Source organism: Vibrio sp. 1180_3 (genome assembly GCF_029478545.1).
Classification (GTDB): domain Bacteria; phylum Pseudomonadota; class Gammaproteobacteria; order Enterobacterales; family Vibrionaceae; genus Vibrio; species Vibrio aestuarianus.
Genome location: NZ_SJFM01000013.1, coordinates 99,474 through 123,116 on the forward strand (window position 1 = coordinate 99,474; position 23,643 = coordinate 123,116).

Sequence of the window (23,643 nt, forward strand, 5' to 3'; positions counted from 1 at the left end):
CGATGATTATAACCCCAAATGGCGCAAAGATGCTCGTTTCTATCGCAATTTATTGTTATGGATAAACCGCCACTTCATGATTTTATTTCCATATTTATCAAAATTTAATCACTTAAAAATCAGCCACTTCAATAAAAATTGAGAATGCATTTCGGCTTTTTCATTCAGAGTGTGAAAGTTTTTGCGTGCTTTTTCCATCTTCTTTAGTAAGCAAGTTGAACGTTAACAAATTATTAACTTGCGAACTCAACTACATGGACAAAGTCTCGAGGAAATTATTATGAAAAAATCTAATCTTGCTGTTACTGCTGCGGTTACTGGTCTACTTGCTCTAGGTGGCACAATGTTAACAGCGGCTCCTGCTTTCGCTGCTGAGAAAGAAAAATGCTATGGCGTGGCTAAAGCAGGCAAAAATGATTGCGCAACTAAAACAAGCTCTTGCGCTGGTACAGCAAAAGAAGATCACCAAAAAGACGCGTTTGTTGTGCTACCAAAAGGCTTGTGCGGCAAACTGGCTGGCGGCATGACTGAAGGTTAAACCTCAGCTTTATAAGAGGTGTGCTACGGCTCAACCAGCGCACCTTCTTTTTAGGGTTAACAACCTTTCAGATATTCAGCACATCCGTTTTGGAGAGTGAATTGTGACCAATACACAACAGCACACTACGCAATGCCCACCAGCACAATCTCACACAGAACAACACCGTAAAGTCGGCGTTGGTTTACGCCATCCACATCTCGATTTTTTCACTGAGCAACCCAATCTAACTGGCTGGCTTGAGATCCACAGTGAAAATTATTTCCAACCACATTCGAATGCTCGCCAACAATTGCAAAACTTAGCTCAGCGCTACCCTATTAGTTGCCACGGTATTGGTTTATCTCTCGGTTCGGTAGAACGAGTAAGCCGCAAACATTTGCAGCAGTTAAATGCATTGGTGCGTGAAATCGAGCCTATTTTTATTTCAGATCATTTAAGTTGGAGCCAAAATGGCGGCCACTACTTCAATGATTTGCTACCGCTTCCCTACACAGAAGAAGCCCTACAAGTGTTTTGCCGCAATGTGCTAGAGGTTCAAGAGTATCTTGGTCGTCCATTGTTGATTGAAAACCCGTCGAGCTATTTGAAATTCCAACACTCAACCATCAGCGAGTGGGATTTTTTAAGTGAAGTGCATCAACGCACCGATTGCCGCTTATTACTCGACCTCAATAATGTACATGTCTCCGCCTTCAATCACGGTTTTAGCAGCGAAACATATCTGGCCAATATTCCAGCGCAAGCTGTCGATGAAATTCATTTGGCGGGTTTTACCATCAAACACTTCGAACAGGGCGAGCTGTGGATAGACACCCATAGCCAACCAGTGAGCGCTGAAGTATGGCAACTGTTTGAGTCGTGGATAGCACAACACGGTACTTGTCATACCCTTATTGAATGGGATCTCGATATTCCTCCACCGCAAGTGCTGTTAGCTGAAGCGAGTAAAGCGAGTGAAAGAATAGTCGCCACCGAACTCAGCGCTGCAAGGAGAGCCTCATGAACCCTTCTCTTGCCTATGTACAAACACAATTTGCGCAAGCATTGCACTACCAAGCCAGCGCAGATGACTGCCATATTGTTAGCGACCATTTTTCTGCCGAACAACGGATGCAGGTGTATCGCAATAATTTCATCATCAGTTTAAGTGAGGTGCTTCAAGCCACCTATCCAATGCTGGAAGCCTTAGTGGGAGAAGAGTGCTTTGCCGGTTTGGCTCGCCAACATGTACTGACTCACCCTTTACTGGAAGGAAATGTCACTCACTATGGTCAAGGGTTTGACCAAACCGTTAATCAGTTTCCTGCCGTCGTTGAGGCTGCACCTTATGCCAGCGAAGTCGCACGTTTTGAATGGGCAAATGATCTCGTACAGCAACGTTACGCAAACGCCCCTGCCCATACTTACCAACCTTTAACGCAACTGGCCGCTATAGAGGAAGAAAAACACGGCCAGATCATCTTGCATGTCAAGGCAGACGTTATTGCCTTTGATTCCCCTTACGCACTTTTTGCGCTGCAAAAGGCCATTCAAACTGAACAATTTTCAGGGCTAGATATTCATCGTCAACAAAGCGGTGTTATCGCTTGTAATGAGGATGGCTCACCCTGGTGCCAAACCCTGGATCTAGGCGCTTATCAGTTGCTGTTACTTGTGCAACAAAATCAGCCACTCGGCTTGATTGAAGCACCTTTGCTTGCTCATCTCAATACGCTATTGGCTTTGAATCTTATCGCTGGTTTCACACTGTCTGGCACAAAGGAAAACTCATGAACATGACATTAAAAACTTGGCTAACGCGCTATGACTACAGCGTTGAAAATATTCAACACACTATCGTTCCCTTGCTGTTGTTGTTTTGTCGGCTGTGGGTCGCATGGGCTTTTTTCAATTCAGGCTTGGTGAAAATTGCCTCGTGGGACAGCACCTTGTATCTGTTCGAATTGGAGTACCAAGTACCGATTCTACCTTGGGAACTGGCCGCCTATTTGGGAACGGCCGCAGAGCTGACATTACCCATATTCGTGGCATTAGGTTTGTTGAGCAGACCGATGGCGCTGGCGTTGTTCATTTTCAACATTGTGGCAGTGATTTCGTACCCCGTGTTATGGGAACAAGGTTTTTATGACCACCAATTATGGGGACTGATGCTATTGCTTGTGGTGGTATGGGGCGCAGGGCCAATTTCTTTGGATAAAGTGTTAAGACAGCAGGTCTCAAAGTAGATAAAAGATGAATGGTATGGATAGCAGTACTCTGCATCCATACCATCAACGGACTTAGGCTTAATTAAGCAGCAATACCAGCATGACGCAGTAAAGCATCGATTTGAGGTTCACGACCACGGAAGCGTTTGAATAGCTCCATTGGCTCTTCACTACCGCCCATCTCCAAGATATTCTTTAGAAAGCTATTACCCGTCTCTTTATTGAAAATACCTTCCTCTTCAAAGCGAGAGAATGCGTCAGCCGACAACACTTCTGCCCATAAATAGCTGTAGTAACCAGCACTGTAACCACCAGCAAAAATATGGCTAAAGCTGTGCGAGAAACGATTCCATTCTAGGCTTGGTAACACCGCCACTTTTGCTTTCACTTGCGCTAACGTTTCCAAAATCCGTGGTCCTACTTCCGGGTCGTACTCGGTGTGCAACGTGAAATCGAACAATCCAAATTCAAGCTGACGCAAAATAAACATCGCCGACTGGAAGTTTTTCGCCGCGAGCATTTTATCGAGCATCTCTTTGGGTAACGGTTCCCCCGTTTCGTAGTGACCGGAAATAAACGCCAGCGCCTCTTCTTCCCAACACCAGTTTTCTAGGAACTGACTTGGTAGCTCGACCGCATCCCAAGGCACACCATTAATCCCCGATACAGCGCCAACCGTCACTTGCGTTAACATGTGGTGGATGCCGTGACCAAATTCGTGGAATAACGTCACCACTTCATCATGAGTAAAGAGTGCCGGTTTATCACCAACTGGGCGATTAAAGTTACACGTTAGGTAAGCGACTGGCGTTTGAAGCTCACCACTTAAGGTAATACGGCGGCCACGACAGTCGTCCATCCATGCACCGCCACGTTTGTGTTCACGCGCATACAGGTCGAGATAGAAACTGCCACGCAACGCACCTTCAGCATCAAAAATATCGAAAAAACGCACCGATTTGTGCCAGGTATCAACACCTTCACGCTCTTTGACCGTCATGCCAAATACTCGGTTCAGCACTTCAAATAGACCACTCACCACTTTCGATTCAGGAAAATAAGGGCGCAGTTCTTCGTCTGAAATTTGGAACAAATGCTGTTTCTGTTTTTCGCTGTAGTAAGCGATATCCCACAGCTCAAGCTCACTCACGCCAAATTCACTGTGCGCAAACTGACGCAGCTCTTCGACTTCACGCTCGCCTTGTGGTTTTACTTTGCTGGCAAGGTCATTCAAAAAGCCCAGCACTTGCGCTGGTGTTTCCGCCATTTTAGTGGCTAACGATTTTTCGCTATAGGTACTAAAACCGAGCATACGGGCAATTTCGTGGCGCAGCTTTAGCTTCTCGGCAATCAGTTCACTGTTGTCCCATTTGCCAGCATTTGGACCGCGGTCTGAAGCTCGTGTCACGTAGGCTTCGTAAAGTTCTTTACGCAGCGCCTGGTTATCACAGTAGGTCATTACAGGTAGATAAGACGGGATATCGAGTGTTAAAAGATAGCCTTCTAGCTCTTTCGCTTCAGCCGCCGCCTGCGCCGCTGCTAATGCAGATTCTGGCATGCCCGCCAACTCGTTGACGTCAGTAACGTGTTTAGTCCAACCCATGGTGGCATCAAGTACGTTGTTGGAAAACTTAGACCCTAATTCAGACTGACGTTTGCTGATTTCACCATAGCGCTTTTGCTCGACAAGTGGCAAACCAATGCCTGACAGTTCAAAGTCACGCAGCGCATCGCTAATGGTCTTTTTCTGTGCTTGAGAAAGCGAAGCAAACTCCTCACTGGCTTTAATGCTTTTATACGCTTCAAACAACCCTTTGTGTTGCCCTACCCATGTGCCGTATTCAGATAAAAGTGGCAAGCAACTTTCGTAAGCATCACGCAGCTCGTCGCTGTTCATCACTGAATTGAGATGGCTCACGGGCGACCAAATACGACTTAAGTAATCATCCACTTCTTCAATTGGTGCAACGAGGTTATCCCATGTTGGGTGAGTATTGCCGTCAAGCAGTTGATCTATTTTTGCTCGACAATCGTTGATCGCTTTCTCAACCGCTGGCTTTACGTGCTCCGGCTTAATGGCAGAAAACGGAGGCAGATCCGTAAAGGTAAGAAGTGGATTAGACATAGAACATTCCTTTTGGCTTAAAAACGATAACCGCCTGAATTGGGGTTATCATCTTCTTTGTTTTTCATTGGTCTAAAATAGTAAATATAGGTAGGTTCAGCAATTTTCAATAGTGACGTATAATCAGTCAATAAATCTGATCCACTAAACACACTCGACGCTGAGTGTTTTGAGAGCCTATTTTGCTAAGTTATCGTCACAGCTTTCACGCTGGCAACCACGCTGATGTGTTAAAGCATATCGTGCAAAGCCTTATCCTCAATGCTTTGCAGCAAAAAGACAAACCGTTTGTCTACCATGATACTCACTCTGGTGTAGGTCGCTACGATTTAACCCACGAATGGTCAGAAAAAACCGGCGAATACAAACAAGGTATCGCTCGAGTATGGGCGCAAAACGACATTCCACAAGATATTCAAAGCTATCTTGATGCTGTTAAAGCACTGAATGAGGGTGATGAGCTACGTTATTACCCAGGATCTCCGCGTGTAGCGCGAGCCCATTTACGCGTAAACGATCGCATGGTACTGACTGAATTACACCCAAGCGACTACCCTTTGCTTGAGCAAGAGTTTCATCGTGATCGTCAGGTTTCAATCTATAAAGAAGATGGCTTTCAACGCCTCGTGGGCAGTTTGCCACCGAAAGAGCGCCGTGGCTTAGTGTTGATAGACCCACCTTACGAATTAGCATCAGAGTACCGTGATGTGGTTAAAGCGATTGCAAAAAGTTATAAGCGCTGGGCGACGGGTGTGTACGCGATTTGGTACCCAGTTGTTAACCGCGACACCATCGACGACATGCTAGAAGGGTTAGAAAGCCTCGGCATTCGTAAAATCTTACAAATTGAATTAGGCGTTTCACCCGACACCAACGAGCGTGGCATGACGGCCTCTGGCATGATAGTCATCAACCCGCCATGGAAATTAGAAAGCCAGATGCAGGAAATTTTACCTTTCCTTAAGCAAGCAATTGCGCCAGCAACCGGTCATTTTAAAGTTGAATGGGTTGTACCTGAATAAACTGACCCAATGTATCAAACAATAATTCTAAAAGAATAACGGAGAAAGTAATGGCAACGCATTTTGATTATATCTGTATCGGTGGTGGTTCTGGCGGTATCGCTTCGGCCAACCGTGCAGCTATGTATGGCGCAAAAGTCGCACTGATAGAAGCCAAAGACCTTGGCGGTACTTGTGTCAACGTAGGTTGTGTACCAAAGAAAGTGATGTGGCATGGTGCTCAAGTTGCGGAAGCGATGAATTTATACGCCGCTGATTACGGCTTTGATGTCGATGTAAAAGGCTTCAACTGGAGCAAATTAGTTGAAAGCCGCCAAGCTTATATTGGCCGCATTCACCAATCTTATGACCGCGTGTTAGGCAACAATAAAGTCGAAGTCATTCGTGGATTTGCTAAATTTGTTGATGCGAAAACCGTTGAAGTTAATGGTCAACATTACACTGCAGATCATATCTTGATTGCTGTCGGTGGCCGCCCATCGATTCCAAACATTCCAGGTGCGGAGCATGGCATTGATTCAAATGGTTTCTTTGACCTAGCAGAGCAACCAAAACGCGTTGCTGTGGTTGGTGCAGGTTACATAGCAGTAGAAATTGCTGGCGTACTGAATGCGCTTGGTACAGAAACGCACCTTTATGTACGTAAAGAGTCCCCACTGCGCAGCTTTGATCCGATGATCATCGAAACACTCACCGAAGTAATGGCGGCAGAAGGCCCAGCACTACACACTCATTCAGTGCCAAAAGAAGTGGTAAAAGAAGCCGATGGTAGCCTGACTCTGCACCTTGAAAATGGTCAAAGCCAAAATGTCGATACGCTGATTTGGGCAATTGGTCGCCATCCAGCAACGGATGCTATCAACCTTGCAGCAACTGGTGTTGAAACCAATGCGCAAGGCTACATTAAAGTGGATGAGTTCCAAGCAACCAACGTACCTGGCATTTACTGCGTGGGCGATATCATGGAAGGTGGTATCGAGCTGACACCTGTCGCAGTCAAAGCAGGTCGTCAACTTTCAGAACGTCTATTCAATGGTAAAACCAACGCAAAAATGGACTACAAGCTGGTCCCTACCGTTGTCTTCAGCCATCCACCTATCGGCACTATCGGTCTAACGACTGAAGAAGCACAAGCGCAATACGGCAAAGACAATGTGAAAGTATATACTTCTGGCTTTACCGCTATGTACACCGCTGTGACCTCGCACCGTCAGCCATGTAAAATGAAGCTGGTATGTGCTGGTGAAGAAGAGACTGTTGTTGGACTACACGGCATTGGCTTTGCCGTTGATGAAATGATTCAAGGTTTTGGTGTAGCCATGAAAATGGGCGCAACTAAAGCGGATTTCGATTCAGTGGTTGCCATACACCCGACCGGCAGTGAAGAATTCGTTACCATGACAGGTTAGTGTAGGAAAAGCATCTTACACATATAAATAAATCTGGAAAATAATCATTCACTGACTACGCTGTATGTATAGTCAGTGATTTTCTAGGTGAATTTATGTACCTCATACAATCAAGCAATGTCTATAAACAGACAGAATTATTAGTCAGTGATAGCACCTGCCAATGCTCTCCCCTTAAGGGAAATATTGGCTCACTGCCTACACTATTCAATCAAGATGGTTCATTTAACCACGAAGCGAACAGCTACCTCTTCTATCAGAAAGCCATCAAAGCAGCTAAAGACCTTTCACCCTGCGCTCAAGCATTACAGGCTTACTACCAGTTCCTTGAAGATAAAGGATTGGTATGGGATTCATTCCCTCCTATCAAAAGACTAAAACCAACTTATCTTTTTCGCTCTCACCTGTTAAAGAAAATCAATAGCGGTGAATTAGCACACAGCACAGCAAGCGTGCGAATGAGTCAGATTGTTAACTACTACAAGTGGTTAATGCATGATGGTTACTTAAAAATCAAGAACGAGAAAGAAGCCCCCTTTAAAATGGAGTTTGTTTCAGTTCAAAGCTCTGGCATGCTGGCTCACATATCACCAACATTTACCGTTGAAACGAGTGACTTGCGAATAAAAGTACCTAAGGATGCAAGCAGTAAAAACATTCGACCTTTATCACCGCTCTCGCGAGAATCGCTAAACATTCTGACACTGCACTTGCCTAACGCATCCGTAGAATTACTATTGCAGGTGTTAATTTCTATTGATACTGGGATGAGAATTCAAGAAGTTGCAACACTATCCTTGAATGCCCTTGATACAGCAACACCATTGGCTGAAAGTGAACATCGTTACGAAATAGTATTGTCACCTCAATCAACAGGTGTTCAGACTAAATTCGCGAAACAAAGGCGAGTAGAAATCTCATCAGAGCTATTAAGCACACTGAATGAATACCGATCTTCTGAACGTAGAATCAAACGGGCAAACAAGCTCAATGCCAAATTTGAATCATTGCCCGAAAATAAGCCCTCTACCAAGAAAGAGGTCGTCGAAAGGCTTGGGCTATGTGAGCGTCATGAACCTCTTTTTGTGAGTGAGCAAGGTAATCCTGTGACCGCTAAATCTATAGAAGCAAGATGGACGGAATTTAGAACGTCCATTAAGAAAACCTGCCCTTCCTTTACCCATCGCTTCCATGATTTGCGCTCAACGTATGCAACGTACCGATTAAGTGACTTACTTGAAGCTGGACTGTCTGCTTCAGAATGTATCGGACTCCTCATGGGTTGGATGGGACATAGAAGCGACTACACTACTTGGAAGTATGTACATTATCTTCAACGCAAAGAAGCATTTAAAGTGAAATTTGGCATTCTAGATAGCATCATGCACGAAGCGCTAGGTGGTAACGATGAGTAACGGTATATCTGTAAGTCATTGGAAGCCAGAGCTATGCATTCAATTGGTTGCGAACGGCAACTGTCGTGCAGATTTCAACCGTTTACTTTTTAAAGGTACACCTTCCTCTAAGCAGCTTCAGCACGGTATTTCATTTCAAGATGCCCAGCGAGAAAGTTTTATCCTGCAAATAAAATCTCGCTTTGAAGAAAAAATTAAAGAAGGCTTCAGCCATAGTACGCTCTATTCATACTTTAATGATATGTCGAGCTATCTAAGGTGGTGCGATAAATCCAGAGCTATTGCATTTACTAAAGCATCATTAGAAAGCTATATGACCCACCAACAAACTCGAGTATTACTCGGTGCACTCAAACAAACGACCTATGGACTAATTCGCTCACGTATGGTGATTATTTTTCAGGATTACCTTGATATGTCAAGCCAACACTTTGACAACATTACTGTAATGGATAAAAAAGACGCAGAACCATTTGAAGCCTATACTCGAAGTGACCTAAACAAGTTACTTCCATTCTTGAGACGTTTGTTTAACCAAACTTATTCGCAGTTTATCGCAGATACAGATAAGCATCTAAATGCTCATAAGCTAGCACCAACGATGGTTTTTGAATGGAAGGATAAAAGCCACCCATTATATGCTGGCATATCTAAAATGATGAGTGCAGCTACCTACCTACTCGCTTATTACACTTACGCTAATACAAGCGATTTATTCCAGCTAAAGCAACCTCAAAACGCATCTACCTCGGTCGGTGAAGTTTGGTACACCATGCCTGCTTTTAAGCGTCGAGCGTTTAAAACTATTCACGTTGAAATGGGTGAGCATGAGCTTGATGTCCCGAAATATGCGATGGTTTTTTTTGACAAGTTACTAAATGCCTCAAGGATCATAAATAAGAGCGAAAGTGCAACGCTACTTCAAACAGTTGTAAACAAAGAGGCTAAACCTTTAAATATTGGAGTAGTGAGCCATCTATTTAAATGGACAGAGCAACACTTTACTTTCATAGATCAAACTGGCAGACGTTTACGCCCTGTAATCAGCCGGTTCCGTGAAACAGGATCTCAATTAACCGCTTTCCACCAAGGTGAAATGGTTACTAGCTTAATGCTGAACAATACACCTAGAACCCGTCACAAACATTACAGTAAGGGAAACAAACACACTAACAATGGGATGTTGCAAGATGCGATGTCGATACGACAAGAGCAAATTCAAAACAATACAGACACTAAACAAGCCCAGAGAAACTTAGGTATAGATGTTTTGGTTATTGAAGCAGAAAACAAAGTGAACTTTCCCGAATTAAGTCGGACTGCAAACGGTAGTAGCTGCGCACACCCATTTGGTGAGCAATCAAAGAAATACACCAGAAAAGCTCAAAAACAACGGTTGCTGAAAGATGGTGAGAAACTAGCTTGCGCTGATTTACTCAAGTGTTTTGGTTGCCAAGAACAAGTTATTGTCCAATCAATAAGTGATATCTGGTGCTTACTATCATTCAAGGCTTGCATCGAAGAATCTTTATATTTTCACTTAGATGCACATCACTACCGAAACAACTTTGAAACGGTTCTATCATTTATCGATAAAAAGATCCTTCCAAATATCAGCAGCACCATTCTAAGACAAGCCGAGTCCAAATTAAACAATGATGGTAGCCACCCTTCATGGAACGACAGCGAGTTAATTATTGGTTTAATTCCACGAATAGCAAAAAAGGAACAATAGTATGGATACGTCAAAATTGTATTTAACTGACTTCCCTCAAGAACATAAGATCATAGATGTCGATATCGTATCGCTATTCCATGAAAGACTATTTGATGAATTAAATTCAGTAGTTGTGTGCAAAGACACCGATGGGAACGTCACTGCTACATTTGGTCAAAACAACTGGTACTTGATGCCATTTGCTCGAAGTAAAGAAAAGCACTCATTCAACTTTGAGGAATTTAATAATCATCCCGAACTACAGCGAGAACTTAAGCTAATTGCCTATGGTTGGCTATTTAATAAAAGTCCACAAGGAAGAAGGGCCCTTCGTTTCACTGGTGCTGAATCTCAGCTAAAGTGCATGAAACGCACGTATCGTTTTCTGGCAAAAAATAATCTAAAATCTTTAAAAGAACTTGCTAGTTCAAGATTCTACATAAGATTTGAATCATATTTACAAAATAAAAATCTCGCCGAGACTACTATCACTCTCACCTTTGTATCAATTAATGCAGCTATAAGGTTGGGGGCTTGGCACAAGCTTGATCTAGGCTTAAACATATTTGAATCACACATATTATCACGAAAACTTAGTGGTAAAGAAAAACAACAACTCCTTGTTATACCAGAACATTTATGTGATGATCTTTATGGTAAAGCTATTGAATTAGTTCACAATGCTATTCCCCACAAACAACTAATTGCAGATACAGAAAGAGCTCTTCAGGACAATTATCTTGAAGGTAAGCGAATCCTGAATGAAAAACTTGAACAGGGCCATACCTATACGTTTAAAAAGGAGAATGGTCGAGTTGATAATCACAAGCATGCACTAGCGATACTAGATAATCAGCCCAATGAGGCCAAAGACATTATCACTCCACTCGCAAACACACTTCCAACAATTCCATTAACAACAAGCACTGAGTTTAAGCGATATTTAGGTCAATTGATTTCCTCTTGCTACATCATTTGTGGCGGGTTCAGTGGAATGAGAGATTCCGAACTAGATAAACTCACTCCTAACAGTTACTACATTGATATCTTCGAAGGGCGTGAATATCACATGTTGCAATCTCACACCTTTAAACTCGGTGAAAAAAGAGAGACATGGGTTACTGCATCTGCCTCCAAGCAAGCTATAGAGTTAATGACTACGCTTACGAAGCAATGGCGGCAAGAAGTAATTTACCCAGATAAAAAATACGCAGATTCACTTTGGGTAAATCGAACATGGCGATCTCAAGCACCTAAATTAATCAAAGATTGGCCAGATAGGTTAAGTCGATTTTGTCGACATTTTAATATCATAGTTTCCGAGGCCGACTACCAAGAATGTTTAGAGTCCAACCCTCGTTCACTAGAGCGTGTTAAAACCACTGTTATCGTTGGACAACCTTGGCACATGTCCTCCCACCAATTCAGAAGAACTTTAGCATTTTATTGTATTAAAAATCGCTTAGGTACGCTTGTCGCTCTCAAGCAACAATTTAAACATCTCTACCTTGCAATGACTGAGTGGTACACAAATGGTGGTAAGTTGGCAAGCTTCCGTGATTTAGTCGTTGATAATAAAATCCAGCAAGCACTTGATGAAGTTAACGCAGAAACTACCGCTAATAAGATTTTTAGTCAATGGCACTCAGATGAAACGCTATCAGGTTCCCATGGTAAAGCGATCATGAAAATGCGAGGTGATGTACCGACCATCTATAGTTCATGGGATGTGATATACAAGGCCGTTAAGGATGGTAAGCTCACGCTTCATGGCTCACTGCACAGTTATTGTAAGAGCGGGTATGATTGCGATATGGATGGTGTCGTTGCTCCCCAATTTTGTGTTGATTGCAGCTCTGGCAGCAGCATTATTGACGAACAACAGGCTAAGTGGTGGCAGAAAAAACACAGCAGTTTGGTTGCTTACATGGAGTCAGGCGAAGAAATTTCGGTGAGTGAGCGCAGCCATTACATCACCCAAGTGCGAGCTGCCGAAAATGTTATGACTGACTTTGATATGCCCTTTACTTCTTTTGAAGCTGATTTGAAGGTAGCGAACTCATGAGTAAGAGCGAAAATACACGACTAGCATTAGAGGCTGCCCTAGAACGTATTAAACAAGGCAAGTCCAAGCGTATTCCTACTCACCGAAAACTCAGTGTAAGGGCTGTCGAGGAAGAAGCCAATTTAGGTAATGGCAGCGGCTATTACTACCCTGAGTTTGTCGAGAAAGTTAAGCAAACTAAAGCCGAGATTGCAGCAGGCAAAGGCGAAATCATCCAGCCAGAGGTCCAGACAGTACGTGCAAAGTTGAATGAGCAGAAACGTATCAAGGAGAACTTTAAGGCCAAATATGAGGCTGAGAGAGAGAAATTGGCACTGTTTGCAGCTGCACAGCACCACCTTAACGACAAACTGGTTCAAGCGTTGGCTCATATTGAAGATTTGGAGTTTGAAAACTCCCAATTACGTGAAGAGTTAGCTCAACTAAAGCGAAGCAAGGTTGTTTCGATTAAGTAATCGTTGAGGAATACTAAAGCTTACTCAATACCATCAAGCTTTTTCTTAATATGGTCGATAAGGTTTTTCTTGTCGACCTCATTCAACTTATCTATCAAACAGGCAAGCTCTGCGGAGTCAGCATCCTCACAAAAAAAGTAGCTCAATGGCACTCCAAGCTCATCAGCAATTAACTTCAAGGTTTGAGCATCCGGTGTATGCTTCCCTTTCTCATACTGATTCATTCTTGGACTAGCAGAACCTTCATCCATACCTATACGCACTCCCAAAGCCTTCTGGGAGAGGTTTGCTTTTTTACGCGCTTCTTTGAGGCGTGTTGGTAACGGATTATTGAACGACACTGATACTTCATATCTCTAAGCTCTATATAACTAAGATTTTCTTAGTTTTACTGATTTCTGTATACTAAGCAATCCTTAGCATTCGAGTGATATAGTCAGTACATGAAACGTTCTACGAAAATCAGTGCAGAAATGCACAAGCTGTTGATTGAAAAAAGAATGGATGGTTTTTCTGTTGTGGAAGCGAGGGACGCTTCATTAAACATTAAAGGTGGCACGCAAAACCTTGATGAAGCTCGGAAGAAGGTTTATCGCCAAATATGGCAATATCAACAAAGGGGATGGTTGCGAAGTGAAGGTGAAGGAAGAAACAAAAGATACTTTCAAACCGAACAATTTAGAGCTCTTCAAGTAGCGCCTAGGAAGAAAGCTACACGTGAGACTTCAATAAAAGAGCTCACGCCGGATTATTCCGTGTTACTTCGAGAAAGTAATGAATACAAAGGTGAATTGGAGATCGTGCTTGGTGAAATTGAAGAATACCAGTCATTAAGGTATCGCTTCCCAGAGCTTGAGTGCAGGTTAACCCCATTGTTACAGCAAGCAAAAGAGCGTTCAGCGCTCCTACTTGGAAAGGTGAATGGATTAACGAATGTTATCAAAACACTCTCAGAAGATTGCCAGCCATGTTAAGGCAATGGCAAGTAGAGTGCTCGGAAAAAGCATTACGCAAATATCAAGAAAGACAAAAACACTTTTTCTGCCAAGCAACCCCAGGAGCAGGAAAAACGGTACTTGCCGCAACTATTGCATCTAGTTTGCTAGAAGACGGCTTGGTCGATCTTGTATTGTGTTTCTCTCCATCATTAACAGTTTCTGATGGCATTAAAAGAACCTTTTCACAAGCCCTTAATTGTACGTTCAATGGTGGGCTAGGCTCTATTGGGCAGTCACTCACATATCAATCAATTCAATTTCTTAATGATGAATTTTGGAAAACACTTCGTAACCACCGAGTGTTCCTAGTCTTTGATGAGATACACCATTGCTCAGGTTCAGAGATTGAAAATGCGAATGTTTGGGGCCAGCAAGTGCTAACCAAAGTTCAAGAGTTAGCTACCTATACTCTGGCGATGTCAGGCACTCCTTGGCGTTCGGACTCCTTACCTATCGTGATGGCGGAATATAACACCCCTGATGGGCAGCTGTTGGTTGACTACCAATACACGTTAAAGCAGGCAATAGCTGATAATGTCTGTCGAAACCCAAAAATCGTATTGGTTGATAACGAACATTTGTCAGTAACTAGCGATGAGAAAGTTGAATCTTTCTCATCAATACTTGAGATGATTAAGCGGACTAAAACCTCGTACCAAAGTATCATTCATAATCAAGAGGCAATGGAATACTTGATTGATCTTGGTTGTAAAAAGCTCGCGGAGATACGCCACCACTCCCCTAATGCCGGTGGGTTAGTTGTTGCTTCGTCTGTTTACCACGCTCAAACCATTAAAAAGATACTCTCTGAAAAGTACTCACAAACCGTCTCAATCGTGACTTACCGACATGAAGACCCTTTAGATGAAATTGAGCGTTATCGCAAAAATAGTACTCAATGGATTGTTAGTGTCGGAATGATCAGTGAAGGTACTGATATTCCGCGCCTTCAAGTTTGTTGCCACATGAGTTCAGTTAAAACAGAGCTGTACTTTAGGCAGGTACTCGGACGGATTCTTCGAGTTAATGATTCTATGAATCAGCAAGCGTGGTTGTTCACTTTTGCAGAGCAAAGCCTAATAACGTTTGCAGAGCGGGTTGAACGAGACATTCCTGATTCATGTATGTTTGCAAAGATGATGAAACACGTTGAATTGAAATCAGATTATTTAGGTCATAATTCAAATGAAGGAAGCATACTGAACGAACAGGAGGAGCTCAGTACAAAAATATTATGGAGTAACAAAACTAGAAGTAGTACCGATCCTGCTTACTCACTCAGCACCTTCGATGAATTGCTACTAGGAGTTTTTAAGCAACGTGTTATTTCCGCATTTTTGACAAAAAACTAATCATGACGAGGCTTTAAAGAAGAAACTCTCCACTGCTGGTTCACATGGATGTGATACATCTAATTTATCAAAACCACAATGAACATATAAACGTAACTACACTGTATGCGCCCCATGATCCCACGGGGCGTTTTAGTGTGAGAAGTTCCAAGGAAGCAGTGAGTTGATATCAGGCTCTGACTTTGCCAGTTCTTTCATACATTTGACCATGTAATCGTAGAGTATCAGTCCGTTCGCTTTCGCCGTCTCGATGATGCTATACAGCAAAGCACTCGCTTCAGCACCAAGCGGATTCGTCGAGAATAACCAATTTTTTCTGTTATGTGGACATCCACATAAGCGCAATTATGTTCATTCCGGTATTATGTAAACATATTTTGTTTATTCAGAGTAATGCTGCTTCCAACAAAGGATTATGTCAGAAGCAGAAACTTTGTTGTTTACATAATCACAGACTCTCTAGGTACGCTAAGACTGACTCAGGTAGAGCCTTCGGTTTACCAGCATTTTTTATGCTCACAGGTTCGAGTGATGCTAATGCTGTTTTTTTCATCTCCAAGTTCGCATTCATATATTGGTGGGTTGTTTCAATCCGTTCGTGCCCCAGCCAAAGCGCAATTAAAGATAAATCTACACCTGACTGTAATAGGTGCATCGCCGTCGTATGCCTTAACGTGTGCGGAGTAATGTTCTTTTTACTGAGTGATGGACACGTTTTAGCTGCCTTAAACTGGATAACTTTCAGTCGCTTCCTGACACCAGAACGTGTCATATGCTCACTAAAACGATTGGGGAACAAAGGGAAATTACCATGCTGGTTGGAGGGGAGCCTGAGCAGCCAGCTTTTCAAGTTGTTAACGGTGTTAGACCAAAGAGGGACTACTCGCTCTTTTCTCCCTTTTCCAAAAAAATGTACGGAATGTTGATATTCCAGATCAATATCCTGAACTTTAAGTCGCGTAACCTCGGACACTCTTGCTCCTGTATTATATAAAACCAAAAGCATCACTCGGTCTCTTTCACCGCTCCACGTCCTGATATCCGTAGCATTAATAAGTGCTTCCATTTCTTCCTTTTCAAGATAATCAAGTAGTGGTCGCCCCCAACTTTTTTGTGGGATTGCCAGTACCTTAGATGCTTCCGGCATAGTTTCAGGCAGGTATGTGGCAACATAATTCAAGAAGGATTTTATGGCTGCCAAACGGTTATTACGAGTTCTCACACTATTATGCCTTTGCTCCTCAAGGCTTTGTAAAAAACACAGGGTGGTGTCGTAACCCATATCACTTAAGCACAATCGTGCCACCGGGCGTTTCAGCCTTTCAGACAAAAATAAAAGATAGAGCCTGAGGCTATCCCGGTAAGCTGCAACTGTGTTGTGGCTCAGTCGTCTTTGTTGCAGCAAATAGTCACCAAAAAATTTTTGGATCATAACGCTTAGGTCTGTGGCTTGATGAGTCATTTTCATACATCATCTCCTTGATCACAGTAATTCCCAAATCGATTAGCGGCCAGGCGCATTAATTCAGGTGTTGCAGTTATATACCAGTAGGTGTCCTGAATTTTCTTGTGCCCCAGATAACGGCTAAGTTGGGGGATGTACGCATTGACGTCCTGACCAGCCTCGTACCATGCCTGAATACGCCTGCATACAAAGGTGTGCCGGAAATCATATAGCCGAGGATAACGGCCATTGACTTTATGATCGAGATGGACTTTTTCTCGGATGATCTTAAAGGCGTGATCAGCGGCTTTGATACTCAACCCTTCGCCATTATCCATAAGAAATAAACTATCAGCGTGCTTTAGCGGTTCAAATAATGCTCGAACCGCGCAATAGTCGCAGAGCATTCTGACTGTAGTACCATCTAAAGGCACGATGCGCCGATGCCAGTTTTTACTCTGAGTAATGGTAAGAGTGCCATTTGCTATATCAAAATCATCTTTGTTCAGTCGAACCGCCTCTCCAGGTCTAAGTCCTGATGACACAAGTAGTCCCAGCATCGTATGTAATGTTAGCGACCTAATGCCATACGCCGGCAATAAATCACTAGCGGCGGCCATACAGGCACTGATGGTACTCTGATTAAAGATGAATGGGGGTAATCTACGATGTGTACGGCCAATGAGTTTAATGGGAACAACCGGAGAGGTGGGGTTAATGAGGTGCAGATATTTACTGAATACTCTTACCATTGCCATACGACGAGCTATCGCAATGTCGGATCCTGATGGAGCAAGTGCTGCCCATTTTTGTACTAAATTTAAATCTAATGGAAGAGTGGCATTCTGCTCTTCAGCATAAATTGCAAAGGCTTTTAATATTTGACCATCGCTCGTCAGCTTATAGCCAAAATCTCTGCGAGAGTGTAGGTATTGTTCTACAATTGCTAACCATTTCATATTTCATCTCCCTGAGGCCAGGGCATGGCAACATCACTTAAGTTGTCGATATCGACATGCGTGTATCTATTGCTGGCTTCATAACTTTGATGCCCTAGAACATCTGCGATGGATTTGATTGTTTGTCCGGAACTCAGCAATCGGGTTGCCATGGTATGTCGGAAACGATGTACCTGGTGTCTGTCTCCTGCAATCCCTGCGCGAACAAAGGCTCTTCTGATCACGCCTCTGACCGTCGCTACGGTTACGGCCTGACCTAAAGGTGCTCTGTGATATACAAACAACGCTCTGTCTGTGGTAGAAGGTCGACCGTTTTGAACATAGTCAACCATCGCTTCCAACAACAAATCAGGAATAGGTAATCGGTGCTGTCGATGATTTTTACCCGGGTCTAGAGTGAGCACCTGATGTCGCCAGTCAATATTATCCAGACTGATCCTTGCAGCATCATCGGTTCGTAATCCAAGCTCTGTCATACAACGTGCAAGGCAATAATCCCGTTTTCCTACCGAGGTATTCAGGTCAAAGCTTTGTAATATTGACTTTATTTCTTGGGTGGTAAGAGCCTGATATGCAGGGATCTCATAGATTGGTTTGGGTCTGGGAATATAAATTGGTAGCGGAATCGAACATTGGCCCGTTGAAGATAAGTAACTGACAAAACAGCCCAGAGCACTGACCATGGCCGTAATGGTTCCAGGAGTTAACTTAACTGAACGTTGATAGACATAGGTAGCAACATCCTGCTGAGTAAGCTCAGTTACATTCCGTGCACATGCTCGATTTAACCAGTTAAGCAACTCTCGTCCGTAACGACATCGGGCTATTCGTGTTACTTTTACCAAACCAGAAACCGACGCCAGATAGGCATCATACTTTTTAAATAGCTCATCTTCTGGTGATAAAGTGGGCGGGTATGCAACTTCAACTATGAGCCTGCACCATAATCGAAGAGAAGCCCGGCATGAGTTTCGTCCTCTATGGAATGAAGGCGGACACTTACAATTGTTTAAATGAAGAGAAATAAACTCTCCGATCTTACTGTTATCTACTTCTAACCAATGATCTTTATTTACATTACGTTGCCACGAAAAGTAGTGAATAACACAACCGATGTAACTATTGATCGTTCTCTTGGAATAATGCTTGGCCTCAAGATATTCGAGGTAGGTGTTGATATCTGTTTGTGGCAGGCACTCAGATGCTGACAGCAATTTAGGACATTTTATGTAGTCTGAAATCATGGGAAACTCCATCGTTTGTTGAAATGTCCCGATTCATATTATGTTGACATTGATTGCTTGAGAATCAGCCTATTGTTAGGCTTCTGAGATATTGTTTACATAATGCTGGAGTGAACATAATTTCTGTTATGTGGATGTCCACATAACAGAAAAAATTGGTTATTCTCGACGAATCCGCTTGGTGCTGATGCGAGTGCTTTGCTGTATAGCATCATCGAGACGGCGAAAGCGAACGGACTGATACTCTACGATTACATGGTCAAATGTATGAAAGAACTGGCAAAGCCAGAGCCTGATATTAACTCTCTTCTGCCTTGGAACGTCTCACACTGAAATTAAAACGCCCCGTGGGATTATGGGGCGCATACGTTTTTTTTATCATGGTGTAGCCTTTAAAAGGAGCTTTGAATCAGCAAGGCCAGCAAACCGTGATGATGATGTTTTACGTTGGTATCGATTTTTTAATGATACCAATGAATATTCAGATCTTACCAAGCAAAGCTACCTTCGAGACTTTGCTCTCTTTGTTCGTTATTGTGATTCAAAGAGCCTTCGACCTGAGAGCCAGGAAGCTGTTGAGTCTTTAGAAAGGCATTTAATAGAACAAGTTAGAATTGAAAAAATGAATGTGAACTCCGCTAGAAAGCAGATTTCATGTGTAAAAAAATGTTTAGAAAGACTGGGAAACCCCAGCTCAACTTGGTTTTCGTCTTACACCCTGTTTCGCTCTGAACCCAATCCAACTGAAGGTTATTCTGATCAAGAGCTAAGTCTTCTTGTAAAAGTCATATATCGTTTTTTTAACCAGCTATCAAAACAAATCTTAGATGAACCACAGAAATACCTGAAAGCTGCGACCAATAAACGTGTTGGCACTTTCATGTACCAGGGGTTTACTCATGATATTGCTTCTCCCATTACAAAGTGTTTCAGCGCTGCTTATTTCTTGCTCGCGTATTACACATGGGGAAATACAACGGTGCTCCTAAACATGACTAAGCCAAAAGAGAAAATTTATGAAGGTGGAGCTTGGTTTGAGCAAAGTGTATTGAAACCCAGAGCAAATAAGTTTGTATCGGTTTCAATTGGCGATAATGGCACTTACCATGTTCCAAAGATAGCTCTGCGTTTTTTTGAGCAACTCCTTAAGCTTAGCGCGTCAATATCGACTGACTCTCATCTGCTGTATCAAGTTAAAGCAGGGGAAGTAGCACCATTGCAACAAGGTCATATCCAAACATTCTCAAAATGGCTGCAGCAAACATTTTCCTTGATGACCGATGACAATAAACCTCTAAAACCAACGGCATCAAGGTTCCGGGCTAGTGGGAGCTATCGGTACTTAGCAAAAACGGGAAACGCAGTAGAAACTTCACTTTTATTGGGAAATACTCCACGAACGCTCAACAAACACTACTCTTCAGGGAACAGGATTGAAAACGACAGGCAATTATTGGCAGCTACATACACAATAGAGGGAGTTGCAAGGTGTTCTGATATTAACCAAGCAAAAGAGCACGCAAAAAAAGAGCTGGGTATTGAGGTTCTCCCTTATGAAGAATTTCTACATAAGTACACTGACTCTAATGGCCAAAAGACTGTGCTTGGTACTGGCTGTAAGAATGTTTTTTCTGGGCATGTCGAGAAATACCGAAGAAGGAATCACTTTAGCCCTAAAGACTTCATCGTTGACCATTTAGCATGCTCAGATATCCATAATTGCTTTAACTGTAAGAACCAAGTGATCATTGAAAGTGTTGAAGATATCTGGTGCCTGTTAAGTTATCGAGAATCAATCAAGGACTCAAAGGTTTATCATTTAAACGAGCAGCATTTCTCTAATAATTACTCCGATCTTCTAGAATCAATTAATCGCGTAATCTTCACAATTCACCCTAAAGTCAAAAGACTAGCTGAGAAAAAGCTTCAAAATGAAGGCCGTCATCCTATTTGGCCCGATGGTATCAATATTGATTTTTAGGAGGACACCCCATGACACCACTTTTTGAGCTACCAAAAAATATCTTGCAAGAAAACATCTCTGAATACAAAAGAATCATTCAACTCTATGCAGACAAGAAATACAGAGACTTAGATAAGATCACTGTCACCAAAAATTATGATGGCTCAACTAGAAGTCAAATGGGAGACGAGGAGTGGAACTTTCAAGCTTATGTTGACGCGAGAATCACCTACAAAAAAAGTATCGTGTTCTCAAAAATAGACGATGACGATTTGGCTCGAGAGATGAAGCTAATTTGTTTTTCATGGTTGTATATCGCTGGCCACCATAGAAAAGGCGCTGTAATAAAACCCTCGACTCTCATCGCTCGTTATTCAAAATTATGTATCGTATATAAGTTTCTAGATAGTGAAGGCTATGCCTCTATCGAGGCACTAACATCCAATTTGGTTTTTAGTCAATTTTGCATATTCGTTCGAAACCAAAGTTATAGCGTTGGTCAAGTAGAAGGCTTGTTCAACGCCCTAATGCACGCAGAAAAAATAGCTAGATACTTACCAATAAACCTCATAATTCCAGAAGGTTACACACAAACCACCTTTTCCAGAGAGATAACAGGAAAAGCTAGGTTAGAGTGTAAAAATCAATTTTACGCTATACCTACTCGTCTAATGGAAAAAATTTATAGCCATTGCTTTGGATTGGTCGAAAAGTACCACCCACACAAAGAGGCCTTGCATGAACTATTACATGATATGAGGCAAAACTACGAAGAAGGCAAGAGAAGGGTTGATGACAAAATTAAGATCGGTACTTGGCACTGGCTAGACAAAGATTCTCCAGATTATCGAGTAGAAGTTAATAAGCATCAGCCTTTTAGCTATCGAAGCATATTTCAAGCTCACTTAGAAAACTCAGAGCTCGCACAATTGCTGCCAAGACACGCCGTTAAAGTTCAAGGAAAAGTAATAGAATTACAAACTGCTTGCTACATTGTATGCGGTGCACTTACAGGAATGCGCCGTTCAGAGCTATTTTGCCTTCACTCAAACAGTTATAAAGAAAAAGAAGTATATGGGCGTACTTATAGCGTGCTCCAGTCCGAGCAGCATAAATTTAGTCAAGGTGCGGGGAAGAGTGCCGAATGGGTGACGACCCCCCTAGCAAAAAAAGCAGTCGAGCTAGCAGAAGCTATTTCTCGCTATATGAGAATTCAGCTGCTAGAAGATGATGACCCAATGAGTAACCACGACTCAAGCTGCTTATGGTTAGGGCAAGGAAGAAAGGCTCAAAAGCCAATCATTCGTCAAGACGGTAATATGCGTACCCATTTCAACAGATTGTGTAAGGATGCTGGCGCCGTGATTACAGCTCAAGACTTGATAGAGTTTGAAGTTATCAACCCCAATAGAGAGCCAAATCACGCTGACGAAAGGATTGCTGAAGGTTGCGTATGGCCACTGACGACCCATCAACTTCGCCGAACATTTGCCGTTTTTTCCAAAAGACACAACTTGTGTCATGACATTGCTATAAAACAACAATTCAAACACTTAGATCTTCCAACTTCTGAATGGTATGGGGAAGGAGGACTTGCAAGCAAGATTAAGGCATTACAAATTGATACTGAACTCCAATCTTTTTTAAACGATGTCATTCAGGAATCAACAACTCAAAAAATTCATCAGTGGTATGAAGAAAAGGAATCAAACAATCTCATGGGGAACATGGCCGGCTCTATAAACAAAAACCGGCTTTCACTGCATAAGAAATACCGAACTTGGGATGCAGTCAATGAACATGTTAAAGCTGGTCGCTTAACTTTAGTTGGTACCCTACACTCGTATTGTATGGCTGGGTATGAGTGTCAGATGCATAAGATTAGCTCACCTGCTAACTGCATGAATTGTGAAAACCAACTAATTGGTCAAGAGCAAGTTGAAAGTTGGCAAAAGCGTCATGCCTGGGTCTCTCAACAAGTTAAAGATATGGACGCTATCGGCACATTAACAAGTTCGATGTATTCTCATTTCATAACACAGATTAGAGCGGCAGAAAAAGTACTGCACCGATTTAAAATTCCATTCGAAAAGTTCGACATAGGAAGCGACCAGTATGAGCAAGTCCCAAATTACGAGGGTTGAGCTTGAAAATGCGCTAAAGCGTATTCTAAGTAGGCAAACCGAACGCATAGATCCAAATAGAAAAATTTCTGTCAAAGCCGTAGAAGAAGAAGCAGGGTTAGGTGATGGGTCCGCATATTACTACAAAGACATCGTCTCGACGATAAAAGAGGCGGCGATTCAGAACTCACCAAAAGCTAGAAAACAGAACCTCTATGAAGAAAAAATCGCAAACCTTAGGGAGCGCTTAGCAAATGAAAAACGATTGAAAGAAAAGTACTACAAGCAAGCTGAAGATTATAAAGAGAAGTTAAGTGAAATGGCCAGTCAGCATAACCAACTGGCTTTGATGATTCAGCAGTATCAATATCAAGTTGCAGAACTTAAATCTGCAAATAAAATTCATCGATTAGAAAAAACAGACGATTAGCAAACTCAAAACTCTGCGTCAGCAGAAGCTGGAGAAGGAGCAGGAGCGAGCCTGTAATTTAAATTGTGTATCTGCTTATAATTAAGCCAGTCATGGCTAAGGATAAGCAATATGGACAAGAAAGCTTTAGAAGCCTTCGCTCGCGAAGCCGCTAAGTCAATTAAGACGCCTTCG

The 23,643-nt window shown here is 42.6% G+C and carries 19 protein-coding genes and 3 pseudogenes; 16 read left to right on the forward strand and 6 right to left on the reverse strand.

The features are described 5' to 3' along the window. Positions 1 to 280 precede the first annotated feature (280 nt). The 4 genes from EYW48_RS10240 (at position 281) to EYW48_RS10255 (ending at position 2,766) form a co-directional block, all read left to right on the forward strand. Positions 281 to 538, forward strand: coding sequence for a DUF2282 domain-containing protein (locus EYW48_RS10240; protein ID WP_053309737.1), 258 nt, complete (start codon positions 281 to 283; stop codon positions 536 to 538). Positions 539 to 641: 103 nt separating this feature from the next. Further along, a complete protein-coding gene (locus EYW48_RS10245) occupies positions 642 to 1,544 on the forward strand; it encodes a DUF692 domain-containing protein (RefSeq protein ID WP_277432365.1) in 903 nt (300 codons plus the stop codon). Next, positions 1,541 to 2,314 carry a DNA-binding domain-containing protein gene (locus EYW48_RS10250; RefSeq protein ID WP_277432366.1) on the forward strand — a complete coding sequence of 258 codons (774 nt, stop codon included), beginning with the start codon at positions 1,541 to 1,543 and terminating at the stop codon, positions 2,312 to 2,314. Before EYW48_RS10245 ends, EYW48_RS10250 begins: the two co-directional genes overlap by 4 nt. Next, complete coding sequence (locus tag EYW48_RS10255; protein WP_053309740.1) at positions 2,311 to 2,766, forward strand: DoxX family protein; 456 nt, start codon at positions 2,311 to 2,313, stop codon at positions 2,764 to 2,766. The genes EYW48_RS10250 and EYW48_RS10255 overlap by 4 nt, the downstream gene beginning before the upstream one ends. Positions 2,767 to 2,830: 64 nt before the next feature. Here the strand turns inward: EYW48_RS10255 and prlC are convergent, their stop codons facing one another. Then, positions 2,831 to 4,873 carry an oligopeptidase A gene (prlC, locus tag EYW48_RS10260; RefSeq protein ID WP_277432367.1) on the reverse strand — a complete coding sequence of 681 codons (2,043 nt, stop codon included), beginning with the start codon at positions 4,871 to 4,873 and terminating at the stop codon, positions 2,831 to 2,833. A 182-nt stretch (positions 4,874 to 5,055) separates the two neighbouring features. Between prlC and EYW48_RS10265 the strand changes: the two genes are divergently transcribed. From EYW48_RS10265 to EYW48_RS10290, 6 genes are all read left to right on the forward strand, one after another. After that, positions 5,056 to 5,895 (forward strand): 23S rRNA (adenine(2030)-N(6))-methyltransferase RlmJ, encoded by an 840-nt coding sequence (locus tag EYW48_RS10265; RefSeq protein ID WP_168524754.1) that lies wholly within the window; start codon positions 5,056 to 5,058, stop codon positions 5,893 to 5,895. A 50-nt stretch (positions 5,896 to 5,945) separates the two neighbouring features. After that, positions 5,946 to 7,304 carry a glutathione-disulfide reductase gene (gene gorA / locus EYW48_RS10270; RefSeq protein WP_274681990.1) on the forward strand — a complete coding sequence of 453 codons (1,359 nt, stop codon included), beginning with the start codon at positions 5,946 to 5,948 and terminating at the stop codon, positions 7,302 to 7,304. Between the two features lie 95 nt (positions 7,305 to 7,399). After that, positions 7,400 to 8,719, forward strand: coding sequence for a tyrosine-type recombinase/integrase (locus tag EYW48_RS10275; protein ID WP_277432368.1), 1,320 nt, complete (start codon positions 7,400 to 7,402; stop codon positions 8,717 to 8,719). Continuing rightward, the gene (locus EYW48_RS10280) at positions 8,712 to 10,454 is read left to right on the forward strand and encodes a hypothetical protein (protein ID WP_277432369.1); all 1,743 of its coding nucleotides are present in this window, start codon (positions 8,712 to 8,714) and stop codon (positions 10,452 to 10,454) included. The genes EYW48_RS10275 and EYW48_RS10280 overlap by 8 nt, the downstream gene beginning before the upstream one ends. Position 10,455: 1 nt before the next feature. Next, positions 10,456 to 12,501: a hypothetical protein gene (locus EYW48_RS10285; RefSeq protein WP_277432370.1), complete on the forward strand. Its 2,046-nt coding sequence runs from the start codon at positions 10,456 to 10,458 to the stop codon at positions 12,499 to 12,501. After that, a complete protein-coding gene (locus tag EYW48_RS10290; protein ID WP_277432371.1) occupies positions 12,498 to 12,956 on the forward strand; it encodes a hypothetical protein in 459 nt (152 codons plus the stop codon). The genes EYW48_RS10285 and EYW48_RS10290 overlap by 4 nt, the downstream gene beginning before the upstream one ends. A 20-nt stretch (positions 12,957 to 12,976) precedes the next feature. Here EYW48_RS10290 and EYW48_RS10295 read toward each other — a convergent pair whose 3' ends face one another. After that, positions 12,977 to 13,297 (reverse strand): helix-turn-helix transcriptional regulator, encoded by a 321-nt coding sequence (locus tag EYW48_RS10295; RefSeq protein WP_277432372.1) that lies wholly within the window; start codon positions 13,295 to 13,297, stop codon positions 12,977 to 12,979. 102 nt (positions 13,298 to 13,399) lie between these two features. Here EYW48_RS10295 and EYW48_RS10300 point away from each other — a divergent pair, with 102 nt between their 5' ends. Both EYW48_RS10300 and EYW48_RS10305 read left to right on the forward strand, forming a co-directional pair. After that, complete coding sequence (locus EYW48_RS10300) at positions 13,400 to 13,930, forward strand: hypothetical protein (protein WP_277432373.1); 531 nt, start codon at positions 13,400 to 13,402, stop codon at positions 13,928 to 13,930. Continuing rightward, the gene (locus EYW48_RS10305) at positions 13,924 to 15,306 is read left to right on the forward strand and encodes a DEAD/DEAH box helicase family protein (RefSeq protein WP_277432374.1); all 1,383 of its coding nucleotides are present in this window, start codon (positions 13,924 to 13,926) and stop codon (positions 15,304 to 15,306) included. The genes EYW48_RS10300 and EYW48_RS10305 overlap by 7 nt, the downstream gene beginning before the upstream one ends. Positions 15,307 to 15,438: 132 nt before the next feature. Here the strand turns inward: EYW48_RS10305 and EYW48_RS10310 are convergent. From EYW48_RS10310 to EYW48_RS10325, 4 genes and pseudogenes are all read right to left on the reverse strand, one after another. Next, positions 15,439 to 15,624 (reverse strand): annotated as a pseudogene (locus EYW48_RS10310) (transposase domain-containing protein); the annotation flags it as partial. Positions 15,625 to 15,754: 130 nt separating this feature from the next. Next, positions 15,755 to 16,774 carry a tyrosine-type recombinase/integrase gene (locus EYW48_RS10315; protein WP_274683814.1) on the reverse strand — a complete coding sequence of 340 codons (1,020 nt, stop codon included), beginning with the start codon at positions 16,772 to 16,774 and terminating at the stop codon, positions 15,755 to 15,757. Further along, positions 16,771 to 17,709, reverse strand: coding sequence for a tyrosine-type recombinase/integrase (locus EYW48_RS10320; protein WP_277432375.1), 939 nt, complete (start codon positions 17,707 to 17,709; stop codon positions 16,771 to 16,773). The genes EYW48_RS10315 and EYW48_RS10320 overlap by 4 nt, the downstream gene beginning before the upstream one ends. Then, positions 17,706 to 18,953, reverse strand: a complete 1,248-nt coding sequence (locus EYW48_RS10325; RefSeq protein WP_277432376.1) for a tyrosine-type recombinase/integrase — start codon at positions 18,951 to 18,953, stop codon at positions 17,706 to 17,708. The genes EYW48_RS10320 and EYW48_RS10325 overlap by 4 nt, the downstream gene beginning before the upstream one ends. 147 nt (positions 18,954 to 19,100) lie before the next feature. Here EYW48_RS10325 and EYW48_RS10330 point away from each other — a divergent pair. From EYW48_RS10330 to EYW48_RS10345, 4 genes and pseudogenes are all read left to right on the forward strand, one after another. Continuing rightward, positions 19,101 to 19,286, forward strand: a pseudogene (locus EYW48_RS10330) (transposase domain-containing protein); the annotation flags it as partial. A gap of 34 nt (positions 19,287 to 19,320) precedes the next feature. Beyond that, a pseudogene (locus tag EYW48_RS10335) lies at positions 19,321 to 20,934 on the forward strand (hypothetical protein); the annotation flags it as partial. Positions 20,935 to 20,945: 11 nt separating this feature from the next. Then, entirely contained in the window at positions 20,946 to 23,060 is a 2,115-nt protein-coding gene (locus EYW48_RS10340) for an integrase (RefSeq protein ID WP_277432377.1), read from the forward strand. Next, complete coding sequence (locus tag EYW48_RS10345; protein WP_277432378.1) at positions 23,032 to 23,469, forward strand: hypothetical protein; 438 nt, start codon at positions 23,032 to 23,034, stop codon at positions 23,467 to 23,469. The genes EYW48_RS10340 and EYW48_RS10345 overlap by 29 nt, the downstream gene beginning before the upstream one ends. The last annotated feature ends 174 nt before the right edge of the window (positions 23,470 to 23,643 follow it).